The sequence below is a fragment of the Neorhizobium sp. USDA 3394 genome, from assembly GCF_056280385.1.
On record NZ_JBWCDU010000001.1, the window covers coordinates 844,617 to 862,499 of the forward strand.

Genomic DNA, 17,883 nt, shown 5'->3' on the forward strand with positions numbered 1-17,883 from the left:
TTCCGCTTGTCGCCGATAATTTGACCGCTTGGTAAAACATTACAATTTCCTCGGCTCCACTCAAGACGAAAATCACGAAAAATCCAGAGGAATTTCGAAAGCGCCGGGTGGACGCGGAAGAGGACAAGGACAGGCATGGCCATCCCGAGGGCGGCGAAGACGCAGAGACGCACGCGCATCCAGGAGGAGAAGGAGGAGCGCATCCTCGAAGCGGCGCTCGACGTGTTTTCCCAGAACGGTTTCCGCGGCGCCACGATCGACCAGATCGCCGAGGCAGCCGGCATGTCGAAACCGAACCTCCTCTATTATTTCCGCACCAAGGAGGCGATCCACCGCCAGTTGATCGACCGGGTCCTGTCCACCTGGCTGGAGCCGTTGCGCGCCTTCGATGCAGAGGGCAATCCGGAATCGGAGATCCGCTCCTATATCCGCCGCAAGCTCGAAATGGCCCGCGATTTCCCGCGCGAAAGCCGGCTGTTCGCCAACGAAGTGCTGCAGGGCGCACCGCATATCGAGGACGAGCTGAAAGGCCCCTTGAAGGCGCTGGTCGATGAAAAGGCGGAGGTGATCCGCGCCTGGGCGCGATCGGGGAAGATCGCCAGATGCGATCCCTATCACCTGATCTTCTCGATCTGGTCGACCACCCAGCATTATGCCGACTTCGACGTGCAGGTGCGCGCCGTGCTCGGCCAGGACTATGCAGGCGAGGGGCGTTTCGAGGATGCGGCCCGGTTTCTCGAACAGCTCTTCATCGACGGGCTGCGGGCGCGCAAAGCCTGATCTTCACCTCAAAGCCGGAAACGAAAAACGCCGGCGCAAGGCCGGCGTTTCCGTATTGTCGCGTGCGGCCTTTATCAGGCGGCAGCGGAAGCCCGGTTGGTCGGGACTTCGGCGATCGTCTTCAGAACCTGGGAAGCGATCTGGTAGGGGTCGCCCTGGGAGTTCGGACGGCGGTCTTCCAGATAGCCCTTGTAGTCGTTCTTGATGAACGAGTGCGGCACGCGGATCGAGGCACCGCGGTCGGCAACGCCGTAGGAGAACTTGTTCCACGGAGCGGTCTCGTGCTTGCCGGTCAGGCGCTTGTCGTTGTCCGGGCCGTAGACGGCGATGTGGTCCATCATGTTCTTGTCGAAGGCAGCCATGAGCGCTTCGAAATAGTCCTTGCCGCCAACTTCGCGCATGTACTTGGTCGAGAAGTTGCAGTGCATGCCCGAGCCGTTCCAGTCGGTGTCGCCGAGCGGCTTGCAGTGATATTCGATATCGATGCCGTACTTTTCAGTCAGGCGCTGCAGCAGGTAGCGTGCCATCCAGATCTGGTCGGCGGCCTTCTTGGAGCCCTTGCCGAAAATCTGGAATTCCCACTGGCCCTTGGCCACTTCGGCATTGATGCCTTCGTGGTTGATGCCGGCAGCGAGGCAAAGGTCGAGATGCTCTTCGACGATTTCGCGGGCGACGTCACCAACGTTCGAGTAGCCGACGCCGGTGTAATACGGGCCCTGCGGGGCCGGATAACCCTGTTCAGGGAAGCCGAGCGGACGGCCGTTCTGGTAGAAGAAGTATTCCTGTTCGAAGCCGAACCATGCATCCTCATCGTCGAGAATGGTCGCACGGGCGTTCGAAGCATGCGGCGTGACGCCATCCGGCATCATGACTTCGCACATGACCAGCGCGCCGTTGGTGCGGGCCGGATCCGGATAAAGCGCAACCGGCTTCAGCACGCAATCGGACGAGCGGCCTTCGGCCTGCATGGTCGACGAACCGTCGAAGCCCCACAGCGGCAGCTGTTCGAGCGTCGGGAAGGTGTCGAATTCCTTGATCTGCGTCTTGCCACGCAGGTTCGGTACCGGGGTATACCCGTCGAGCCAGATGTACTCGAGCTTATACTTGGTCATATTTTATCTCTCAGGCCGTGACGTTCATGGTTGAGCCATCCTGAGGAGCGGCATCGACAGGATACCGTGCCTCCGGGGTATCTGAGAGAACGCATTTCCCGTGCCAGTTTACGCGCAAGAGGCGGTTCTGGGTTAAAAAAGTGTGAATGACCGCCGGTCGCCGGAGCGCCGAAAGAGGGCAGCAGTCCCGTAAATGAGGACGCTCTCATAAAAATCCACGGGTTTTGACGGCTCTGTGACGATTGCCCGGAACCGGGGTCGGTTGGCACACGTTTCCCCGTCGCAGGTTCCTGCGAGCAAAATAGACCGCAGGGATAGCCATGCCGCTAAATTAGCGCCTAGCGCTGGTCGATAAAATGATATAAAATCATGCAATAAGCACAAAAAATGTGCAGATTTGTGCTCTGTGCGTGTTTGAATGCACTTTTGAAGTTAGGAGACGATAGGATGACAATTCACATCCATCGTGAGTCAGCAACCATCTACCAGTTTCCGGTTCGTCCGAGACGGCGGTTGGATAACGGCCGGACCGTGCCGACCGGAATCCATGATGTTGCACTGAGCGTCGTCGATACCAATTGCTGGTACCACGACGAGGCAGTGCGGGATTCGGAGCCGAAGAACGACCAGCCGAAGCCCTGCTGACCCATAGATGATAAAAGGCCGCGCCAATGATGACGCGGCCCCTGTCTCTTCGATCTGTTTTTCCTCAGAATGCGAACAGCTTCAGCATTGCGTAGCCGAAAACCGCGATGAACAGCCAGCCGAACGCGCCGAGCGCCAGCGGCCGCCAGCCTTCCGCCTTCAATTTGCGTATATCGGTCTGCAGGCCCATGGCGGCCAGCGCCATCGACAGCAGGAAGCTTGTAAAGGTCACGAGCGTCTGGCTCACCCCTGCGGGAATGGCGATCGCGCTGTTGACCAGCATCATCCCGATGAAGCCGAGAACGAACCACGGCATCGGCGCCGAGGCCTTCGATGCGCCTTCCGCGCCGGAGCGCATGGCGAGCGCCAGCGTCATGATCAGCGGCGCCAGCATGACGACGCGGGCGAGCTTGGAGATGGTGCCGTACTGGCCGGCGACATCGCCGCCCTGAAAGGAAGCGGCCACCACCTGGGCGACTTCATGGATGGTCGAGCCGGTCCATAGGCCATAACCGCGGGCGTCGAGCCCGAGCGGGGCGGCCAGCAGCGGATAGGCGAGCATCGACAGCGACCCGAACAGCGTCACGCAGGCGACCGCATAGGCCACATGCTCCTGCTTGCCGCGCACCACCGTATTGGCAGCGATGACGGCCGAGGCGCCGCAGACCGAGGTGCCGGCGGCGATCAGGTCGGTCAGCGAGCGATCGACCCCCATCGCCCGGCCGACCACGCGGATTGCCACGAAGGTGGCCACGAGCGTCAATGCCACCATCGCAAGGCCGGCGCTGCCGAGCGAGAGGATCTGGCCTGCCGTCACCTGCAGGCCGAGCAGCACGATGCCGAATCGCAGGATGCGCTTCAGCGAAAAGCCGATGCCGGGTTCGACGGCTGCCGGGACCGGCGCCAGATTGCGGATCAGCATGCCGAAAACGATCGACAGGATCAGCGGGCTCAGCGTCATCCATCCGGTCAGGTTGCGGATGGTGAGGGAGGCCGTGGCGATCGCGGCGGTCAGCAGAAGTCCGGGAAGAAGCTGGGTGAAAGCCGGCCAATGGGGCGAGGAGAGGTGGGCGCGCTGTTCCGCAGTTGGTTGGATCGGCTTCATGATTTTTCCACGATAGTCTCTATTCGTCGAAAACCATTCTCTCTTTTACAGAAACACAAATCCAATCGATAAGTTTTCTGATATCGTTCGCTAAAAGCGAATGGTTTTGGACGATGACTCTTGATCAGCTCCGAATTTTTCTGGAAGTCGCCGCACGCGAACATGTGACCCGCGCGGCCGAGGCGTTGAACCTGACGCAGTCGGCGGTGAGCGCGGCGATCTCGGCGCTGGAGGCGCGGCATGCCGTGATCCTGTTCAACCGGGTCGGGCGGCGGATCGAGCTTACCGAAGCGGGAAAACTCTTCGTGCCGGAGGCGCGCGCCGTTTTGGAACGGGCACAGACTGCCGAGCACGTGCTTGCCGATCTCGGCGGCTCGGCCTCGGGCATCCTGCGCGTCCATGCCAGCCAGACGGTGGCGAGCTATTGGCTGCCGGCTCGCCTTGTCAGCTATCACGAGCGGTTTCCGCGCGTCGATCTGCGGCTCACCGTCGGCAATACCCAGAGCGCGGCCGAAGCGGTGCTGACGGGGGCGGCGGAACTCGCGGTCGTCGAGGGCGAGGTGTTTCTGGTGGGGCTCAAACGCCGCAAGGTGGCGGAGGACAGGCTGGTCCTGGTCGTGGGCAGCCGCCACCCCTGGGCGGACGGCCGCAAGATCCGCTCCAGCGATCTTCTTGAAACCAACTGGATCATGCGCGAACGGGGATCCGGCACCCGTTCGGCCTTCGAGGCACAGCTCATCAATCTCGGCATCGAGCCGCAGTCATTGTCCGTTGTGCTTGAAATGCCGTCGAACGAAGCGGCGATGGCGGCGGTGGAGGCGGGTTTGAGCGCAACGGTGCTTTCAAGCCGGGCAGCATCGTCCCACTCCTTCTCCGGCCGGTTTCACATTGCCGATTTCCCGATGCCGCTCCGTCAGTTCTCGGCGATCTTTCATGGCGAACGCCACGTCACCCGGGCGCTGCGCGCCATGCTCGACCTGCTGAACGAGCCGGCGAAAGACGGCTCCCGCTGATCTCCGGCCGGATCCGCCCCAGATTTACATATCCTATGTGTGAACGATAAAATTTAAGTCGTTCAATATTATCGAACGATACGTCTGCAACTTGCTGCCTATTCGCGGCGGCCGACTTGCACCATCTTGAGCATCAGAAGCGCGGCAACGAGCTTCGAAGACAAGATCAAACACAGAGAGGGGCTTCGAGAAACTCGGCTCCACCCCATGCAAGGAACAAGACAATGACCAGAATTTCCTCCGCTATCGCTGCAGCCCTCATCGCTTCGGCCTCATTCGGCACTGCCGCTCTTGCCGAAGGCGACTATTACCAGGGCGTCCAGAACGCTCCTGCTGCTTCGGCCGCCGTTGACCGCATCAGCACCGGCAGCATCAGCCAGAACGACAAGGTCCAGGCCGACGTCAGCAGCGGCGACTATTTCGACGGCGCAAACCGTCCGAACTAACCGCAGCTCATTCAAGACACCGAAACAATCTCCGCAGGCCAGGTCGCAAACTGAAAGCCGCGGGTAACTCTGAAGGAACTACCATCATGACCAAGATCACTTCCGCTATCGCCGCAGCCCTGATCGCTTCGGCTTCGTTCGCTTCCGTCGCCCTCGCCGAAGGCGATTATTATGAAGGCGCCTCCAAGGCTTCCGCTACCGTCGACCACGTTCAGACCGGCAGCATCGGCCAGAAGGCCGACGCTCAGAAGGCCAACATCCAGGACGACGTCAACAGCGGTGACTATTTCGACGGCGCCAACCGCCCGAACTAAAAATCGTGCGCGCCGTGAAACTGAAATCCATCCGGCTCCGTATCCCACACCGAACGTAACGCAGACCGGACTTCCAAACCTAAAAGGACAAAGACAATGACCAAGATCACTTCCGCAATTGCCGCAGCTTTCTTCGCTTCGGTTTCGTTTGCCGGCGCAGCTTTCGCTGACGAAGGCGACTATTTCCAGGGCGTTTCCAAGGCTTCTGCCATGGTCGACCAGATGCAGACCGGCAGCATTGCCAAGGACCAGCAGAACGCCAACCAGATCCCCGCTCCGATCGGCCGTGGCGACTACTTTGAAGGCGCCAACCGCCCGAACTAACTGCAGCTCACTCAAGATACCGAAACAATCTCCGCAGGCCAGGTCGCAAACTTTGAAGCCGCGGGTAACTCTGAAGGGACTACCACAATGACCAAGATCACTTCCGCCATCGCCGCAGCCTTCATCGCTTCGGCTTCGTTCGCCACCGCAGCTCTCGCTGAAGGCGATTATTATGACGGCGCCTCCAAGGCTTCCGCCACCATCGACCAGGTCCAGACCGGCAGCATCGGCCAGAAGGCCGACGCTCAGAAGGCCAACATCCAGGCCGACGTCAATAGCGGCGATTATTTCGACGGCGCAAATCGCCCGAGCTAACGTGCATCGCATGACTGAAACGAAGAAGGCCCGGCAACCGCCGGGCCTCTTTGTTTTTGTACTCGTTCTTCAGGCAATTCGCATGTGTTCCGGGTCGTGATATAATCGCTGCATCGAAAGAAGTCTTGGGAGGCAAAAGCCATGGAGAGACTGCTTTTTAGGAACCTGCGGCCGCTCTACGGCTGGTTTTTCATCGTCGCCTGGTTCGCCATTCTCGGATTGATGACCTGGGTGTTTTTCCGCAACAGCGGCATTGCGCAAGAGCCGTTCAGGGCGCTCATCCTCGCCTTCTTCTGGGGGCTGGGAGGCTGGCTGGCGTCCGGATCCCTTGGCCGGCCGATCGTCTCTGTCCGGCAGGAAGGCGACGGCAGCTGGATCGTCACTCGTCGTTGGCTCTGGACCCATGACGAGGAGCGCATTGATCCCGATCGCCTGCCGCCGCCAACGGTGGAGGCGGAAAGCGACGGGGAGGGCGGCATGCACTACCGCTGTCTTCTGAAGACGCCGGAACACGGTTCCGTGGAATTCAGCGAACACCTCAAGCTCGACAAGGCCGCACTCGCCCGTGATCGCATGGCATCGCTGATCAGGAGCGCCAGAACCAGGACGGCGAAAAGCCCTCCGCCGCTTCCAGGTTCGCGCTAGGCCGTCCGGTTCCAAGGCATGCGCTGAAGCAGGAGGGCGAGGCCGCACCAGCCGCTGAAGCCGGCAAAAGCGAGCATGAAGCCGAAGAAACCGGCGAGCGCGAAGGCAGGCGTCAGGCCGACAAAGCCGAGAGCGACGAAAAGCAGCACCAGGCTCCCGACGATCATCTGCACTTGGCGAAAGATCGACGGCCCACCTGTGGCAAGTCCGACGACAGGCAAGCCTGCCTGTTTCCATGCGGTGATGCCGCCTTCGAGATTGTAGATCTGGTGAGCCGGCAGAATATCCTCGAGTTTACGGCAGGCCTGTTCGCCGCGCCCGCCCTTCAGGCAATGCACGACGATCTTCCGGTTTTCCGGGATGGTGAAATTCTGCCGCAGGCCGGCCACGGAACCAAGGGGCAGCGAGGCGGCGGCGCCGATATGCTCCTCCCGGAACTCGTCCGGCTCGCGCACATCGATCAGGATCGCATCGCCTGCAGCCAGCCAGTCGGCCGCCTGCGTCGCGGATACGGTTCTCGTGGTTTCCGTGCTCATCTCAATTTCCCTTGCAGAAATGTTGGTAGAGGATGCCCATCAGTTCGCTGACGGCCGGATGGGCGATGAAGTAAAAAAGCGTGCGGTGTTCCCGTCGGAAGTCGACGATGCCTTCCTCCTTCAACTTCGCCAGATGCTGCGACATCGAGGTCGGGGCTATCCCTGTCGCCTCTATGAGCTCGGAGACATTGCGTTCCCCTTCCGCCAAGGCACAAAGAACCAGCAGCCTGTGGGAATTGGCGAGGCCCTTGAGGAAGTTCGCTACTTCCTCGGCCTTTACGGGCATTTCGTCTGTCAGGTCCATGGGAGGTCTCTTTACAATTCATGTTTTCCTTATATCATGAAATTATGAATTGTAAAGATGGCAGGAGGCCGGAATGACGAAAGACTATCGCCAGATCACCAGGGACATATCCACCTATACCGCCGAGATGCGGAAGCTGACGCCCGACGCGATGCAGGGATTTTACGCTCTGTCGAAGGGGGCCAGCGCCGATGGGGCGCTGGACAGGAAGACGAAGGAACTGATTGCGCTCGCGATCGGCATCACCCAGCGGTGCGACGGCTGTATCGGCTTTCATGCCAAGGCGTTACACGGGCTCGGCGCTACGCGACAGGAGATTGCCGAAGTTGCGGCGATGGGCGCCTATATGGGCGGCGGTCCTGCACTGATGTATGCAGCAGATACGTTGCGCGCCTGGGATCAGTTTTCAGAAGTGGCGTGAAAGGGAAGGCGGTCCGGCCGCCTTCCTTTCTCCATGCCATTTTATTCCGCGGCCTGCCGTGCCATCGGGTTGTTCGGATGCTGGGTCCAGTTGGCGTAGGTCGGGTCGACCACCTTGCCGGTGCGCTTGTCGAGATCGCCGGCGGGGAGGGCTTCCATGGTGATGCAGTTCTCGACGGGACAGACGTTGACGCACAGATTGCAGCCGACGCATTCCTCTTCCATCACCTCGAAATGGCGCACGCCATCGACCATGCTGGTGATCGCCTGGTGGGACGTGTCCTCGCAGGCGATGTGGCAGCGGCCGCACTTGATGCAGGCGTCCTGGTCGATATGCGCCTTGGCGATGTAGTTGAGGTTCAGGTACTGCCAGTCGGTGACGTTGGGGACCGCGCGACAGATGACGTCGTCGAGCGAGCGGTGGCCCTTCTCGTCCATCCAGTCGGATAGACCGGTGATCATTTCCTGGACGATCTTGAAGCCGTAGGTCATCGCCGCGGTGCAGACCTGCACGTTGCCGGCGCCGAGCGCCAGGAATTCCGCCGCATCGCGCCAGGTGGTGATGCCGCCGATGCCGGAGATCGGCAGGCCGTAGGTTTCCGGATCGCGGGCGATCTCGGCCACCATGTTCAGCGCGATCGGCTTGACCGCCGGGCCGCAATAACCGCCATGGCTGCCCTTGCCGCCGACCGACGGGTTGGGCGAGAACGTGTCGAGATCGACCGAGACGATCGACGAGATCGTGTTGATCAGCGAGACCGCATCCGTGCCGCCGCGCTTGGCGGCACGGGCAGGGTGGCGGATGTCGGTGATATTAGGCGTCAGCTTGGTGATGACCGGCATGCGGGTATACTGCTTGCACCAGCGCACCACCATTTCGATATATTCCGGTACCTGGCCGACCGCGGAACCCATGCCGCGCTCGGACATGCCGTGCGGACAGCCGAAATTGAGCTCGATGCCGTCGACTTCGGTCTCTTCGACCAGCGGCAGGATCGCCTTCCAGGCCTGTTCCTCGCAAGGGACCATGATCGAGGCGACGATCGCCCGATCCGGCCAGTTCTTCTTCACTTCCTTCATTTCGCGAAGGTTGGTGTAGAGGTCGCGGTCGGTGATCAGCTCGATATTGTTCAAGCCGAGCAGGCGACGGTCGGCGCCCCAGATGGCGCCGTAGCGCGGGCCGTTGACGTTGACGACCGGCGGGCCTTCCTCGCCGAGCGTCTTCCAGACCACGCCGCCCCAGCCCGCCTTGAAGGCGCGCTCGACATTGTAGGCCTTGTCGGTCGGCGGCGCGGACGCCAGCCAGAACGGGTTGGGGGATTTGATGCCGACGAAATTGTTGCGGATATCAGCCATGATCGTTCTCCCCTCAAGCCACTGCGGTTGCCGGCTGCGCTTCGGCAGCCAGGGCTTTTGCGATGCTTTCTGCGGCGTCGCGCCCTTGCGCGACGGCCGACACAGTCAGGTCCTCGCCTGACCCGATGCAGTCACCACCGGCCCAGACGCCCTCGATCGAGGTGCGGCCCTCGGCATCGACGACGATCTTGCCCTTCTCGAACTGCAGCGCGCCGAGGCCCGAGGCGGAGAAGGTCTGGCCGATTGCCTTGAAGATCTGGTCGGCGGCGATGACGCCGGTCTCGCCGGTGCCGATCAGCTTGCCGTCACGCATCGCGGTATATTCCACCTCGATGCCGGCGACATGAGCGCCATTGGGGCCGTCCTTGCCGATGATCGATTTCGGCGCCAGCCAGTGGCGGATGATGACGCCGTTGGCGGTCGCCAGATCCTGCTCGTAAGGGGAGGCGTTCATGTTGTCCTTGCCGCGGCGATAGCAGATCGTCACCTCTTCGGCGCCGAGCAGCTTTGACTGGATCGCGGCGTCGATGGCGGTCATGCCGCCGCCGAGCACGACGACGCGCCGGCCGATCGGCAGCACGCTCTTGTCCGTTGCCTGGCGAAGGGCGGCGATGAAATCCACCGCATCCTCGACGCCGGTGAGGCTCTCGCCCTCGATGCCGAGGCCGTTGACGCCGGCAAGGCCCATGCCGAGGAAGACGGCGTCATACTGGGCGGTCAGGTCGGAGAGCGAGAAATCCCGGCCGAGCGCCTGGCCGTTCCTGATCTCGATGCCGCCGATCGCGGTAACGTAGTCCACTTCGCGGGCGGCGAAGTCGTCGACCGCCTTGTAGGTGGCGATGCCGTATTCGTTGAGGCCGCCGGCCTTTTCGCGGGCTTCGAGAACGACGACCGAATGGCCGTGCATGGCGAGCCGGTGCGCGGCGGCAAGGCCGGCAGGGCCTGCGCCGACGACGGCTATCGTCTTGCCGGTCGGGGCCTTGCGGCTATAGAACTGCCGGCCCTGTTCCATGGCGATGTCGGTCGCATAACGCTGCAGCTTGCCGATCTCGACCGGCTTATCTTCGGCCGTATTGCGCACGCAGGCCTGTTCGCACAGCGTTTCGGTGGGACAGACGCGGGCGCACATGCCGCCCAGAATATTCTGGTCGAAGATGGTCTTCGCCGACCCAATCGGATTGCCCGTCTGTATCTGTCTTATGAACAGCGGGATATCGATGGAGGTGGGACAGGCCGTCATGCACGGCGCGTCGTAGCAGAAATAACAGCGATCGGATTCGACCAGCGCCTCGTGCCTGTCGAGACGCGGGTGGAGATCGGCGAAATTCGTCTCATACTCCGCCGATGAAAGACGACCGGCTTCAATGCCGGCCTGCGGACCGTTTCCCAGTCGTTCCATCCTAAGTTCCCTCTTTTATGGATTCATGGACAACTATTGGGCAAAAGGTACCACAGCATAAAAATTTATCAAACGGTAAATTTTTGAAAAGAGCGGGGCTTCATCAGGTCGCCCGACATATCATGATAAAAAGAGTCCACTTTAATCTTTACTCCGAAAATCAACTTTAATATGGTGCCGGCCATCGAGGAACCGAAGCGTGAGCGGAATCGGCGGCGAGGGGCGTATGGCCAAGAAGCAGAAGCAGAAAAACGGCAATTCCGGCGCGGAGGCGAAGAGCGCCGAAACGCGGGGACCGGCAGTGACCGACGTCCGCAGTTTTCTCTATGTCGGCGGCCGTGACTGTCAGGTGGCGCACCTGAGGGAGATCGCCAGCAATTTCGGCGCCGAACTGATCCACCACGACGGCGGGCTTCGCGAGGCGGTCTCCCGTATCGACACGGTGCTGCCGTCGGTCGACTGCGTCTTCTGCCCCATCGACTGTATCAGCCACGATGCGTGCCTGAGGGTGAAGACCGGCTGCAAGAAGTTCGGTGTCACCTTCGTGCCGCTCCGCAACGGCTCCAAATCCAGTCTGGAGCGGGCGCTCCAGACCATGAAGGAACGCAATGATGAACGAAGAACGTCGTGACACCAGCCTTTTCATCGGCCTGCACAAGCTCGCCGCACAGAATGGCGACGGGTTGGTGCCGGAACTTTACGCGCTGCTGACGGCCCGCGCCGAGGCTGCGGCGGATATGACCAATGTGGTGACGATGCCGAGGGCTGTGCGGGGGACGGTGGTGGAAGCCGCTCCGGCCGAGAGCGCTCGGGTGCTGGCGTTTAAGCGGTAGGGACGATTGGAGCTCCCTCTTCTCCCCAGCGGGGAGAAGAGGGCCCGAAGGGTCGGATGAGGGGGGCGCCGCCATATCGTAAGCATCGAACGCGTGGCCGCCTCGCATGCGCTCGGCACTTCTCCCCGCTGGGGAGAAGAGGGAATACGCGGTGGCGTTCCTCCTCTTTTCTTCTCTCCGTGGAGAAGAGACCCGAGAGGCCTTAAACCTCCCGCACCCTCAAAAACGCTCCCGCCGCGACGATCAGCCAGCCCAGCATCATCCCCGTCCCGCCGACCGGTGCGGCCATCGGAAACAGCCGGTCGCCGAGATAGTGGCGCGAGACGAGGTCGCCGGCGAAGACGATCGTGCCGAGACCCAGCACCAGCGCGGCAAGCGTCGCCGTGCGAAAATACCGGTAACCTAGATAGAGCCCCAGCAGGACTGGCGCATGCGCCAGGCACATGGTCGAGGCGGAGCCGAGGAAGACAGTATCGCCGCCATGGCTTGCCGCCGCCGCCAGGGCAACGCCGGCGGCGCCCATCAGGCCGCTCACAAACAGAATCAACGGCCGCAGTTTATGGAGTCTTTCCAACGGCCTATTCCTTGTTCTGCATATGGAAGGCAAGCCGTTCGATCGGCGGCCAGATGATCTCGCGAAGCTTTGGATTTTCGATCGTCTCGTCCATGGCGCGGCGGAAGCAGAGCATCCATTCGTCGCGCTCGAGAGGCCCGATCGCCGCGCCGAAATGGCGCGAGCGCAGCCGCGGGTGGCCGTGTTTTTCCACATAGACCGGCGGGCCGCCGAGATAGCCGGTCAGATAATCGTAGAGTTTCGCTTCGCTGCCTGCGAGGCTCGGCGGATGAACCGCGCGGCAATGGACTGCTTCCGGCAGCGTATCCATTAGCTCGTAGAAGCGCTTCACCAGCGCCCGCACCGTGGGATCACCGCCGATCGCCTCGTAAAGTGTGATGGTGTCGTCCGCCATGCCGTTCGGCCCGTTCGTTCTGATCGTTCCGAACGGTGTTACCGATCCGTGCCGGAGCGGGCAAGCGCCAAGGCGTCGCAGATCAGGGCCACCGGGTCTCAGTCAACTCATGCAAGCGTTCAGGTTCGCTCGACGAGGGACCCGGTCAATCCGACCCTGTCTCCACTTCCTTGGCATTGGGTTCGGCCAGCGAGCCGGCGCCGGGCGTCTTCTCCCTGTCGATCAGATGCTCCTTGGCATACGGGCCGGCCGGCGAATGTCTTGCCGTTTTCACCGGTTTTCCCCTGTGCTCGATGACTTCCTGTGCAGTCCGTTCTTCAGGCATTTTGGTCCTCCTTGTTGGGGTCTCAGAAAACCAACGTTGGGGGAGGAAAGGAGTTCCCAGATGCAGGACTGACAACAGCTTGCCGATCTAGCAGCGGGACGCGGCCTGCCGTGACGGGAGATAAGCGGAACCGGGAGAGAGCCCGGTTCCGCCACTGCACTACCCTTCGTCAGCGGCGGGCTTCAAAGGGCGGCGCAATTCGGTCTGGCAGTCATGCCACTTTCATGGCGCCGGGGCCGGGCGTGGCGCCGGGGGGCACCTTGCCGAGGATGATCATGCCGAGCACTTCGTCCTTGGTAACGTCTTCGGTGCGGGCATGGCCGACCACCTTGCCGTTCTTCATCACGAAGACGCGGTCGGCGAGGTCGAAGACATCGTGGATGTCGTGGCTGATCAGGAAGATGCCGATGCCTTCGCGCTTCAGCTGCTTGATGAGATCGCCCACCTGCGCCGTCTCCTGGGGTCCGAGCGCTGCGGTCGGCTCGTCCATGATCAGGATGCGGGCGTCGAACAGGATCGCGCGGGCGATCGCCACCGATTGCCGCTGGCCGCCGGACAGCGCCTTCACCGGCTCCTTGAAGCGCTTGAAGTTGGGGTTCAAACGACCCATCACCTCGCGGGTGCTGGCCTCCATGGCGACGTCGTCGAGCGTGCCCCACTTGGTCTGCAACTCGCGGCCGAGATAGAGATTGGCGGCGGCATCGACATTGTCGGCAACGGCGAGCGTCTGGTAGATCGTCTCGATGCCGTATTTCTTGGCGTCGCGCGGGTTGCGGATATCGACGGTCTCGCCGTTTATCATGATCTCGCCGTTGTCGCGCTTGTAGGCGCCCGACAGGACCTTGATCAGCGTCGATTTGCCGGCGCCGTTATGGCCGAGCAGCGCCACGACCTCGCCGGGGAAGAGATCGACCGATGCATTCTCGACAGCGTGGATCCCGCCGAAGGAGATGGAAATGTTCTTCATTTCCACGAGCGGAGTGTTTTGTTCCGTCACGATGAAAACTCCTGTTATTTGGCGCGAGAACGATAGACGGTGTCGAGCCAGACGGCCGTGACGAGCACCATGCCGACGACAATGCGCTGGAACGGCGAATCGATGCCGAGCAGCACCATGCCGGATTGAAGCGACTGCATGACGAGCGCGCCGAGCATGGCGCCGGCGATCGACCCCATGCCGCCGGCAAGCGAGGTGCCGCCGATGACTGCTGCGGCGATCGTGTAGAGTTCGTCGAGCTCGCCTTGCGCATTGGTGGCGGCGTTGAGGCGGGCGGTGGAGATCGCCGCGGCGATGGCGCAGAGCATGCCCATCAGCGCGAAGATCTTGACCGTCACCCAGCGCGTCTTGATGCCGGCGAGTTCGGCTGCCTCCGGATTGCCGCCGATCGCGAAGACATAGCGGCCGAAGCGCAGTCGGGTGGCGATGAAGGTCATGACAATGCCGACGGCGATTGCCATCAGCACAGGGATGGCGATGCCTTGCGAGATCAGCAGCCCGCCTTCCGGCCAGGCGATGTTGTTCGCCTCGGCGTAACGGCGGGCAATGGCGATCGGCCAGTAATAGTTGTTGGCGATATAAACCGCGCCGAGCACGACGATGCAGCCGAGCGCGACCAGCACGTATTCGGCCCAGACCGGGCGGCGCGGGAAGTGGAAACGCTTGCGCTGATGGCGGGCATTGACGATTGCCGCGATGATGGCGAGACAGGCGATAACGCCGAGGACCCAGCTCCAGGTGGCGCCGATCGAGCCTTCCGTGCCGCCGCCCATCAGGCGGAAGTTGACGTCCATCGGCGCAACCGTCTGGCCGCTCGTCACGAACCAGGTGGCGCCTCGCCAGATGAGCAGGCCGCCGAGCGTGACGATAAAGGAGGGCACGCCGAGGAAGGCGATGATGAGGCCATGCAGCGTACCGATCAGAGCGCCGACGACCAGTCCGCCGGCCAGCGCAATGATCCAGATGGCCGGGTGGTTGAAGCCGAACAGTTCCGGCAGAAGCCGTGCCTGCAGAACGCCCATGATCATGCCGGTGAAACCGAGGATCGAGCCGACCGAAAGGTCGATGTTGCGGGTGACGATGACGAGCACCATGCCGGTCGCCATGACGGCGACCGAGGCGGTCTGCACCGAGAGGTTCCAGAGGTTGCGCGGCGTCAGGAAGAGGCCACCGGTCAGGATATGGAACCCGACCCAGATGATCAGCAGCGCGCCGATCATGCCGAGCATGCGTGTGTCGATCTCGGTCGCGCGGAAGAAGCGGGCAACGATATTGCCTTCCGCCTGTCCTGCCGCTCCCGATGTCTTGGAATTCGTTGTGGACTGTATTGTCTCGGCCATGATTCGCCGTTCCCCACTTTAGCGAGGCGCTGCAGCTCGACGATGTCGAGCCGGATCGCGCCTGCGCGACGTTCAGCCGCCGAGTAACCCGCCGGGGGTCCCTTTTACGCGGCCGCGCCCTCTTACGCCGAAAACCGACGCCGCGGCAGAAGTGCTGCGGCGTCGGTGAGTTTATCGTCTGCGCAAAGCCATGCGTTACTTGCAGGCAGCCACTGCGCCGGCCTTGACGCCCTGGCAGGCTTCAGCCTTGCTGATCCAGCCCGCCTCGATGACGACGTTCAGGTTGTCCTTGGTGATTGCCTGTGGCTTCAGGAAGACCGACTGCATCTTCACCTTCTTCGGACCGCCTTCGAAGGTCTGGACGCCCTTGATCTCGGTCAGCTTCTTGCCGCCGGCCAGCGCCAGAGCGATTTCAGCGGCGTTCTTGCCGAGTTCGCGCGAGTCCTTCCAGACGGATACGGTCTGGGTGCCGAGAGCAACGCGGTTCAGAGCCGCCTTGTCGGCGTCCTGGCCGGAGACCGGAACCGAACCTGCCAAGCCCTGAGCGTCGAGCGCCGCGATCGCACCGCCGGCAGTGCCGTCGTTGGATGCGACGACCGCGTCGACCTTGTTGTTGTTCTTGGTCAGGAACTGCTCCATGTTCTTCTGGGCGTTCTCCGGCTTCCAGCCGTCGGTATAGGCTTCGCCGACATTCTTGATCTTGCCGCCGTCGATCGCAGCCTTCAGCACTTCCATCTGGCCGGCGAACAGGAAGTCCGCGTTCGGATCGGAAGAGGAGCCCTTGATGAAGACGTAGTTGCCTTCAGGCTTTGCCTTGAAGACGCCCTGTGCCTGCAGGCGGCCGACTTCCTTGTTGTCGAAGGTGATGTAGAAGGCGGCCGGATTTTCGATCAGGCGGTCGTAACCGACGACCGGAATGCCTTCGGCTGCTGCCTTTTCAACGGCCGGGCCGATGGCGCTCGAATCCTGCGCCAGGACGATCAGGGCTTTGGCGCCCTGGGAGATCAGCGACTCGACGTCGGTGAGCTGCTTTGCGGCGGACGACTGGGCATCAGCGGAAATATACTTGGCGCCGGCAGCTGCAAGCGCTTTCTTGATGGCGGCTTCGTCGGTCTTCCAACGCTCTTCCTGGAAGTTGGACCACGAAACGCCGACGACGAGATCGGCCGCCATGGCGGCGGAATGCATGGAAACGAGGATGGCCGCGCCGGCCATCAGCTTTACGAATGATCTCATAGTGTCCTCCCGAGTGACGGCGGATGGGCGCTAGCCTCCGTGCTCTCCCCCCGCCAGATAATCTGCCGGAGAAAGCATTCAGCTTTTTTCTCGACAGTCGAGAAATTAGATGTCAGAGATTCCGAGGGCTGTCAATCGGCACTTGTGGAGGGGAAGGCACTGCCGTATCGACAGACGGAGTGAGGGAGGCGGCAGGCGGAATGCTGGCGAAATCGAGCACGGAACTGGTCCGGCAGCAGAACAGCGCGCTCGTGCTGTCTGCGCTGCGTCGCCACGGCCGGCTCGCGCATACGGAAATCTCGGATGCGACCGGGCTGGCGTCGGCCACGATCTCCTCGATCACCGCCGACCTGGAGCGCGCCCGCATCATCGAAAAGAGCGAGCAGCAGGCGACCGTCGGCCGCGGGCGGCCCCGCGTGCTGTTCAGCCAGCGCCGCAATTGCGGTTATCTCATCACCGTCATCATCTCGTCGGACCTGATCCAGTATTCACTGGTCGACTATGCCGGCACGCTGCTCGACCGGTTCAGCGAACCGCGCGGCGAGGGCGGCACGGCAGCTTTCCTGGCAACGATCTCGGCGGGCCTGGAACGGGCGGTCGAACGCTCCCGCATCGATCGCGGCAGCGTGCTGCTCGTCTCGGTCAGCAGCAAGGGAATCGCGCATCCGAGCGAGCCGGTGCTCGTCTGGTCACCGGTCTTCGGTTCCCAGCCCGTCGATTTTGCTGCGGCGTTGAAAGACGGCTGGCACGCCAAGGTCATCCTCAACAACGAGACGCTGCTGGTGGCAGGCGCGCTGCTCGAGCGGGAGGTCAAGACGCAGGGCGGCGGCGAGCCGGTTCTGGCGGCGCTTTCGCTCGGCCACAGCATCGGGCTCGGGATCGCGCGCCGGGTCGCCGGCGGGGTTCCGGAAATCTCGGCGCCCAATTTCGGGCACATGCTGCATATGCCGAGCGGCGGGCTTTGTCGCTGCGGTGCGCGCGGCTGCGTCGAGGCCTATGCCGGTTTCTACGCCATCCTGCGCGCCGCCTTCGAGGTGCCGGTGGACACGATCCCCGCGAAATTCGTGCCGGTCGCCGAAATCGACAAGATCGCCGCCCGTGCCCGGCAGGGCAATCGGATGGCGCAGCTCGCCTTCCGCAATGCGGGCGCCGCGTTGGGCTATGGCCTGTCGCGGCTGCTCAGCCTGCATGGCCACATGCCGGTCTTCATCACCGGTCCCGGCACCCGCTATCAGGACCTGCTGCAGGCGGGTATAGAGGAGGGGCTGGCGCAGACGCATGTGGTGCGGCTCGGCGGCATGCCGGGCCTGACCGTGGTGCCGGACGAGCCTTCCCTGGTATTCGAGGGGCATCTCAACCTTGCATTTTCGATCGTCGACCAGGATATCATCGGTTCACGCCAGAGCATGCAGGCCGCCGGGGAATGACCTATGGCGAGCGACTGGCAGCAAACGACTGGCCGGGAGTTTA

24 protein-coding genes are annotated in these 17,883 nt (G+C 62.1%); 12 read left to right on the top strand and 12 right to left on the bottom strand.

The genetic code is table 11. The features are described from left to right. The first annotated feature begins 135 nt into the window (after window positions 1-135). Window positions 136-780 (top strand): HTH-type transcriptional regulator RutR, encoded by a 645-nt coding sequence (rutR, locus tag ACZ9EJ_RS03835; RefSeq protein WP_046632352.1) that lies wholly within the window; start codon window positions 136-138, stop codon window positions 778-780. Window positions 781-854: 74 nt separating this feature from the next. Here rutR and ACZ9EJ_RS03840 read toward each other — a convergent pair whose 3' ends face one another. After that, complete coding sequence (locus ACZ9EJ_RS03840) at window positions 855-1,892, bottom strand: glutamine synthetase beta-grasp domain-containing protein (RefSeq protein WP_046632353.1); 1,038 nt, start codon at window positions 1,890-1,892, stop codon at window positions 855-857. A gap of 447 nt (window positions 1,893-2,339) precedes the next feature. Here ACZ9EJ_RS03840 and ACZ9EJ_RS03845 point away from each other — a divergent pair, with 447 nt between their 5' ends. Continuing rightward, window positions 2,340-2,537, top strand: a complete 198-nt coding sequence (locus ACZ9EJ_RS03845; RefSeq protein WP_080954159.1) for a DUF2735 domain-containing protein — start codon at window positions 2,340-2,342, stop codon at window positions 2,535-2,537. A gap of 64 nt (window positions 2,538-2,601) precedes the next feature. Here the strand turns inward: ACZ9EJ_RS03845 and ACZ9EJ_RS03850 are convergent, their stop codons facing one another. Then, entirely contained in the window at window positions 2,602-3,642 is a 1,041-nt protein-coding gene (locus ACZ9EJ_RS03850) for a YeiH family protein (RefSeq protein WP_052764615.1), read from the bottom strand. A gap of 113 nt (window positions 3,643-3,755) precedes the next feature. On the opposite strand from ACZ9EJ_RS03850, the gene ACZ9EJ_RS03855 reads away from it, so the two are divergent. The 6 genes from ACZ9EJ_RS03855 (at window position 3,756) to ACZ9EJ_RS03880 (ending at window position 6,699) form a co-directional block, all read left to right on the top strand. Further along, on the top strand, window positions 3,756-4,655 hold the full coding sequence (locus ACZ9EJ_RS03855) for a LysR substrate-binding domain-containing protein (RefSeq protein WP_046640798.1): 900 nt from the start codon (window positions 3,756-3,758) through the stop codon (window positions 4,653-4,655). 224 nt (window positions 4,656-4,879) lie between these two features. After that, a complete protein-coding gene (locus ACZ9EJ_RS03860; protein ID WP_046640797.1) occupies window positions 4,880-5,101 on the top strand; it encodes a DUF680 domain-containing protein in 222 nt (73 codons plus the stop codon). An 86-nt stretch (window positions 5,102-5,187) separates the two neighbouring features. Continuing rightward, complete coding sequence (locus ACZ9EJ_RS03865; protein WP_046640796.1) at window positions 5,188-5,415, top strand: hypothetical protein; 228 nt, start codon at window positions 5,188-5,190, stop codon at window positions 5,413-5,415. A gap of 96 nt (window positions 5,416-5,511) precedes the next feature. Continuing rightward, on the top strand, window positions 5,512-5,739 hold the full coding sequence (locus tag ACZ9EJ_RS03870; RefSeq protein WP_046640795.1) for a hypothetical protein: 228 nt from the start codon (window positions 5,512-5,514) through the stop codon (window positions 5,737-5,739). A gap of 87 nt (window positions 5,740-5,826) precedes the next feature. Further along, the gene (locus tag ACZ9EJ_RS03875) at window positions 5,827-6,054 is read left to right on the top strand and encodes a hypothetical protein (protein WP_046640794.1); all 228 of its coding nucleotides are present in this window, start codon (window positions 5,827-5,829) and stop codon (window positions 6,052-6,054) included. A 141-nt stretch (window positions 6,055-6,195) separates the two neighbouring features. Further along, entirely contained in the window at window positions 6,196-6,699 is a 504-nt protein-coding gene (locus ACZ9EJ_RS03880; protein ID WP_046632367.1) for a hypothetical protein, read from the top strand. On the opposite strand, the gene ACZ9EJ_RS03885 is transcribed toward ACZ9EJ_RS03880, so the two are convergent. Beyond that, window positions 6,696-7,235, bottom strand: a complete 540-nt coding sequence (locus ACZ9EJ_RS03885; protein WP_046640793.1) for a rhodanese-like domain-containing protein — start codon at window positions 7,233-7,235, stop codon at window positions 6,696-6,698. The genes ACZ9EJ_RS03880 and ACZ9EJ_RS03885 overlap by 4 nt on opposite strands. Before the next feature lies 1 nt (window position 7,236). Further along, a complete protein-coding gene (locus ACZ9EJ_RS03890) occupies window positions 7,237-7,539 on the bottom strand; it encodes an ArsR/SmtB family transcription factor (RefSeq protein WP_046640792.1) in 303 nt (100 codons plus the stop codon). A gap of 73 nt (window positions 7,540-7,612) precedes the next feature. On the opposite strand from ACZ9EJ_RS03890, the gene ACZ9EJ_RS03895 reads away from it, so the two are divergent. Further along, window positions 7,613-7,960: a carboxymuconolactone decarboxylase family protein gene (locus ACZ9EJ_RS03895; RefSeq protein WP_046640791.1), complete on the top strand. Its 348-nt coding sequence runs from the start codon at window positions 7,613-7,615 to the stop codon at window positions 7,958-7,960. A 41-nt stretch (window positions 7,961-8,001) separates the two neighbouring features. On the opposite strand, the gene preA is transcribed toward ACZ9EJ_RS03895, so the two are convergent. Continuing rightward, entirely contained in the window at window positions 8,002-9,315 is a 1,314-nt protein-coding gene (gene preA / locus ACZ9EJ_RS03900) for an NAD-dependent dihydropyrimidine dehydrogenase subunit PreA (protein ID WP_046632375.1), read from the bottom strand. Window positions 9,316-9,328: 13 nt separating this feature from the next. Continuing rightward, the gene (locus ACZ9EJ_RS03905) at window positions 9,329-10,714 is read right to left on the bottom strand and encodes an NAD(P)-dependent oxidoreductase (RefSeq protein WP_046640790.1); all 1,386 of its coding nucleotides are present in this window, start codon (window positions 10,712-10,714) and stop codon (window positions 9,329-9,331) included. Between the two features lie 226 nt (window positions 10,715-10,940). On the opposite strand from ACZ9EJ_RS03905, the gene ACZ9EJ_RS03910 reads away from it, so the two are divergent. Together ACZ9EJ_RS03910 and ACZ9EJ_RS03915 are read left to right on the top strand one after the other, a co-directional pair. Next, a complete protein-coding gene (locus ACZ9EJ_RS03910) occupies window positions 10,941-11,345 on the top strand; it encodes a DUF2325 domain-containing protein (RefSeq protein WP_007769752.1) in 405 nt (134 codons plus the stop codon). Next, window positions 11,326-11,547, top strand: coding sequence for a hypothetical protein (locus tag ACZ9EJ_RS03915; protein ID WP_046640895.1), 222 nt, complete (start codon window positions 11,326-11,328; stop codon window positions 11,545-11,547). The genes ACZ9EJ_RS03910 and ACZ9EJ_RS03915 overlap by 20 nt, the downstream gene beginning before the upstream one ends. Window positions 11,548-11,749: 202 nt before the next feature. Here the strand turns inward: ACZ9EJ_RS03915 and ACZ9EJ_RS03920 are convergent, their stop codons facing one another. The 6 genes from ACZ9EJ_RS03920 to xylF form a co-directional block, all read right to left on the bottom strand. Next, complete coding sequence (locus tag ACZ9EJ_RS03920) at window positions 11,750-12,070, bottom strand: DUF423 domain-containing protein (protein WP_251091009.1); 321 nt, start codon at window positions 12,068-12,070, stop codon at window positions 11,750-11,752. A gap of 55 nt (window positions 12,071-12,125) precedes the next feature. Then, complete coding sequence (locus ACZ9EJ_RS03925; protein ID WP_046640789.1) at window positions 12,126-12,515, bottom strand: group II truncated hemoglobin; 390 nt, start codon at window positions 12,513-12,515, stop codon at window positions 12,126-12,128. 145 nt (window positions 12,516-12,660) lie between these two features. Continuing rightward, entirely contained in the window at window positions 12,661-12,840 is a 180-nt protein-coding gene (locus tag ACZ9EJ_RS03930; protein ID WP_046640788.1) for a hypothetical protein, read from the bottom strand. A gap of 211 nt (window positions 12,841-13,051) precedes the next feature. Next, on the bottom strand, window positions 13,052-13,837 hold the full coding sequence (locus tag ACZ9EJ_RS03935) for an ATP-binding cassette domain-containing protein (protein ID WP_046632385.1): 786 nt from the start codon (window positions 13,835-13,837) through the stop codon (window positions 13,052-13,054). A gap of 14 nt (window positions 13,838-13,851) precedes the next feature. Continuing rightward, on the bottom strand, window positions 13,852-15,177 hold the full coding sequence (locus ACZ9EJ_RS03940) for a sugar ABC transporter permease (RefSeq protein WP_046640787.1): 1,326 nt from the start codon (window positions 15,175-15,177) through the stop codon (window positions 13,852-13,854). A gap of 195 nt (window positions 15,178-15,372) precedes the next feature. Then, the gene (gene xylF, locus ACZ9EJ_RS03945) at window positions 15,373-16,413 is read right to left on the bottom strand and encodes a D-xylose ABC transporter substrate-binding protein (RefSeq protein ID WP_046640786.1); all 1,041 of its coding nucleotides are present in this window, start codon (window positions 16,411-16,413) and stop codon (window positions 15,373-15,375) included. 200 nt (window positions 16,414-16,613) lie between these two features. On the opposite strand from xylF, the gene ACZ9EJ_RS03950 reads away from it, so the two are divergent. Then, window positions 16,614-17,840: an ROK family transcriptional regulator gene (locus tag ACZ9EJ_RS03950; protein WP_046632391.1), complete on the top strand. Its 1,227-nt coding sequence runs from the start codon at window positions 16,614-16,616 to the stop codon at window positions 17,838-17,840. Window positions 17,841-17,883 lie beyond the last annotated feature (43 nt).

Excerpts from the sequence above, each read along its gene's own strand:
- rutR (WP_046632352.1), top strand. The coding sequence starts at position 136 with ATGGCCATCCCGAGGGCGGCGAAGACGCAGAGACGCACGCGCATCCAG.
- ACZ9EJ_RS03840 (WP_046632353.1), bottom strand. The coding sequence starts at position 1,892 with ATGACCAAGTATAAGCTCGAGTACATCTGGCTCGACGGGTATACCCCG.
- ACZ9EJ_RS03845 (WP_080954159.1), top strand. The coding sequence starts at position 2,340 with ATGACAATTCACATCCATCGTGAGTCAGCAACCATCTACCAGTTTCCG.
- ACZ9EJ_RS03850 (WP_052764615.1), bottom strand. The coding sequence starts at position 3,642 with ATGAAGCCGATCCAACCAACTGCGGAACAGCGCGCCCACCTCTCCTCG.
- ACZ9EJ_RS03855 (WP_046640798.1), top strand. The coding sequence starts at position 3,756 with ATGACTCTTGATCAGCTCCGAATTTTTCTGGAAGTCGCCGCACGCGAA.
- ACZ9EJ_RS03860 (WP_046640797.1), top strand. The coding sequence starts at position 4,880 with ATGACCAGAATTTCCTCCGCTATCGCTGCAGCCCTCATCGCTTCGGCC.
- ACZ9EJ_RS03865 (WP_046640796.1), top strand. The coding sequence starts at position 5,188 with ATGACCAAGATCACTTCCGCTATCGCCGCAGCCCTGATCGCTTCGGCT.
- ACZ9EJ_RS03870 (WP_046640795.1), top strand. The coding sequence starts at position 5,512 with ATGACCAAGATCACTTCCGCAATTGCCGCAGCTTTCTTCGCTTCGGTT.
- ACZ9EJ_RS03875 (WP_046640794.1), top strand. The coding sequence starts at position 5,827 with ATGACCAAGATCACTTCCGCCATCGCCGCAGCCTTCATCGCTTCGGCT.
- ACZ9EJ_RS03880 (WP_046632367.1), top strand. The coding sequence starts at position 6,196 with ATGGAGAGACTGCTTTTTAGGAACCTGCGGCCGCTCTACGGCTGGTTT.
- ACZ9EJ_RS03885 (WP_046640793.1), bottom strand. The coding sequence starts at position 7,235 with ATGAGCACGGAAACCACGAGAACCGTATCCGCGACGCAGGCGGCCGAC.
- ACZ9EJ_RS03890 (WP_046640792.1), bottom strand. The coding sequence starts at position 7,539 with ATGGACCTGACAGACGAAATGCCCGTAAAGGCCGAGGAAGTAGCGAAC.
- ACZ9EJ_RS03895 (WP_046640791.1), top strand. The coding sequence starts at position 7,613 with ATGACGAAAGACTATCGCCAGATCACCAGGGACATATCCACCTATACC.
- preA (WP_046632375.1), bottom strand. The coding sequence starts at position 9,315 with ATGGCTGATATCCGCAACAATTTCGTCGGCATCAAATCCCCCAACCCG.
- ACZ9EJ_RS03905 (WP_046640790.1), bottom strand. The coding sequence starts at position 10,714 with ATGGAACGACTGGGAAACGGTCCGCAGGCCGGCATTGAAGCCGGTCGT.
- ACZ9EJ_RS03910 (WP_007769752.1), top strand. The coding sequence starts at position 10,941 with ATGGCCAAGAAGCAGAAGCAGAAAAACGGCAATTCCGGCGCGGAGGCG.
- ACZ9EJ_RS03915 (WP_046640895.1), top strand. The coding sequence starts at position 11,326 with ATGAACGAAGAACGTCGTGACACCAGCCTTTTCATCGGCCTGCACAAG.
- ACZ9EJ_RS03920 (WP_251091009.1), bottom strand. The coding sequence starts at position 12,070 with ATGGGCGCCGCCGGCGTTGCCCTGGCGGCGGCGGCAAGCCATGGCGGC.
- ACZ9EJ_RS03925 (WP_046640789.1), bottom strand. The coding sequence starts at position 12,515 with ATGGCGGACGACACCATCACACTTTACGAGGCGATCGGCGGTGATCCC.
- ACZ9EJ_RS03930 (WP_046640788.1), bottom strand. The coding sequence starts at position 12,840 with ATGCCTGAAGAACGGACTGCACAGGAAGTCATCGAGCACAGGGGAAAA.
- ACZ9EJ_RS03940 (WP_046640787.1), bottom strand. The coding sequence starts at position 15,177 with ATGGCCGAGACAATACAGTCCACAACGAATTCCAAGACATCGGGAGCG.
- xylF (WP_046640786.1), bottom strand. The coding sequence starts at position 16,413 with ATGAGATCATTCGTAAAGCTGATGGCCGGCGCGGCCATCCTCGTTTCC.
- ACZ9EJ_RS03950 (WP_046632391.1), top strand. The coding sequence starts at position 16,614 with ATGCTGGCGAAATCGAGCACGGAACTGGTCCGGCAGCAGAACAGCGCG.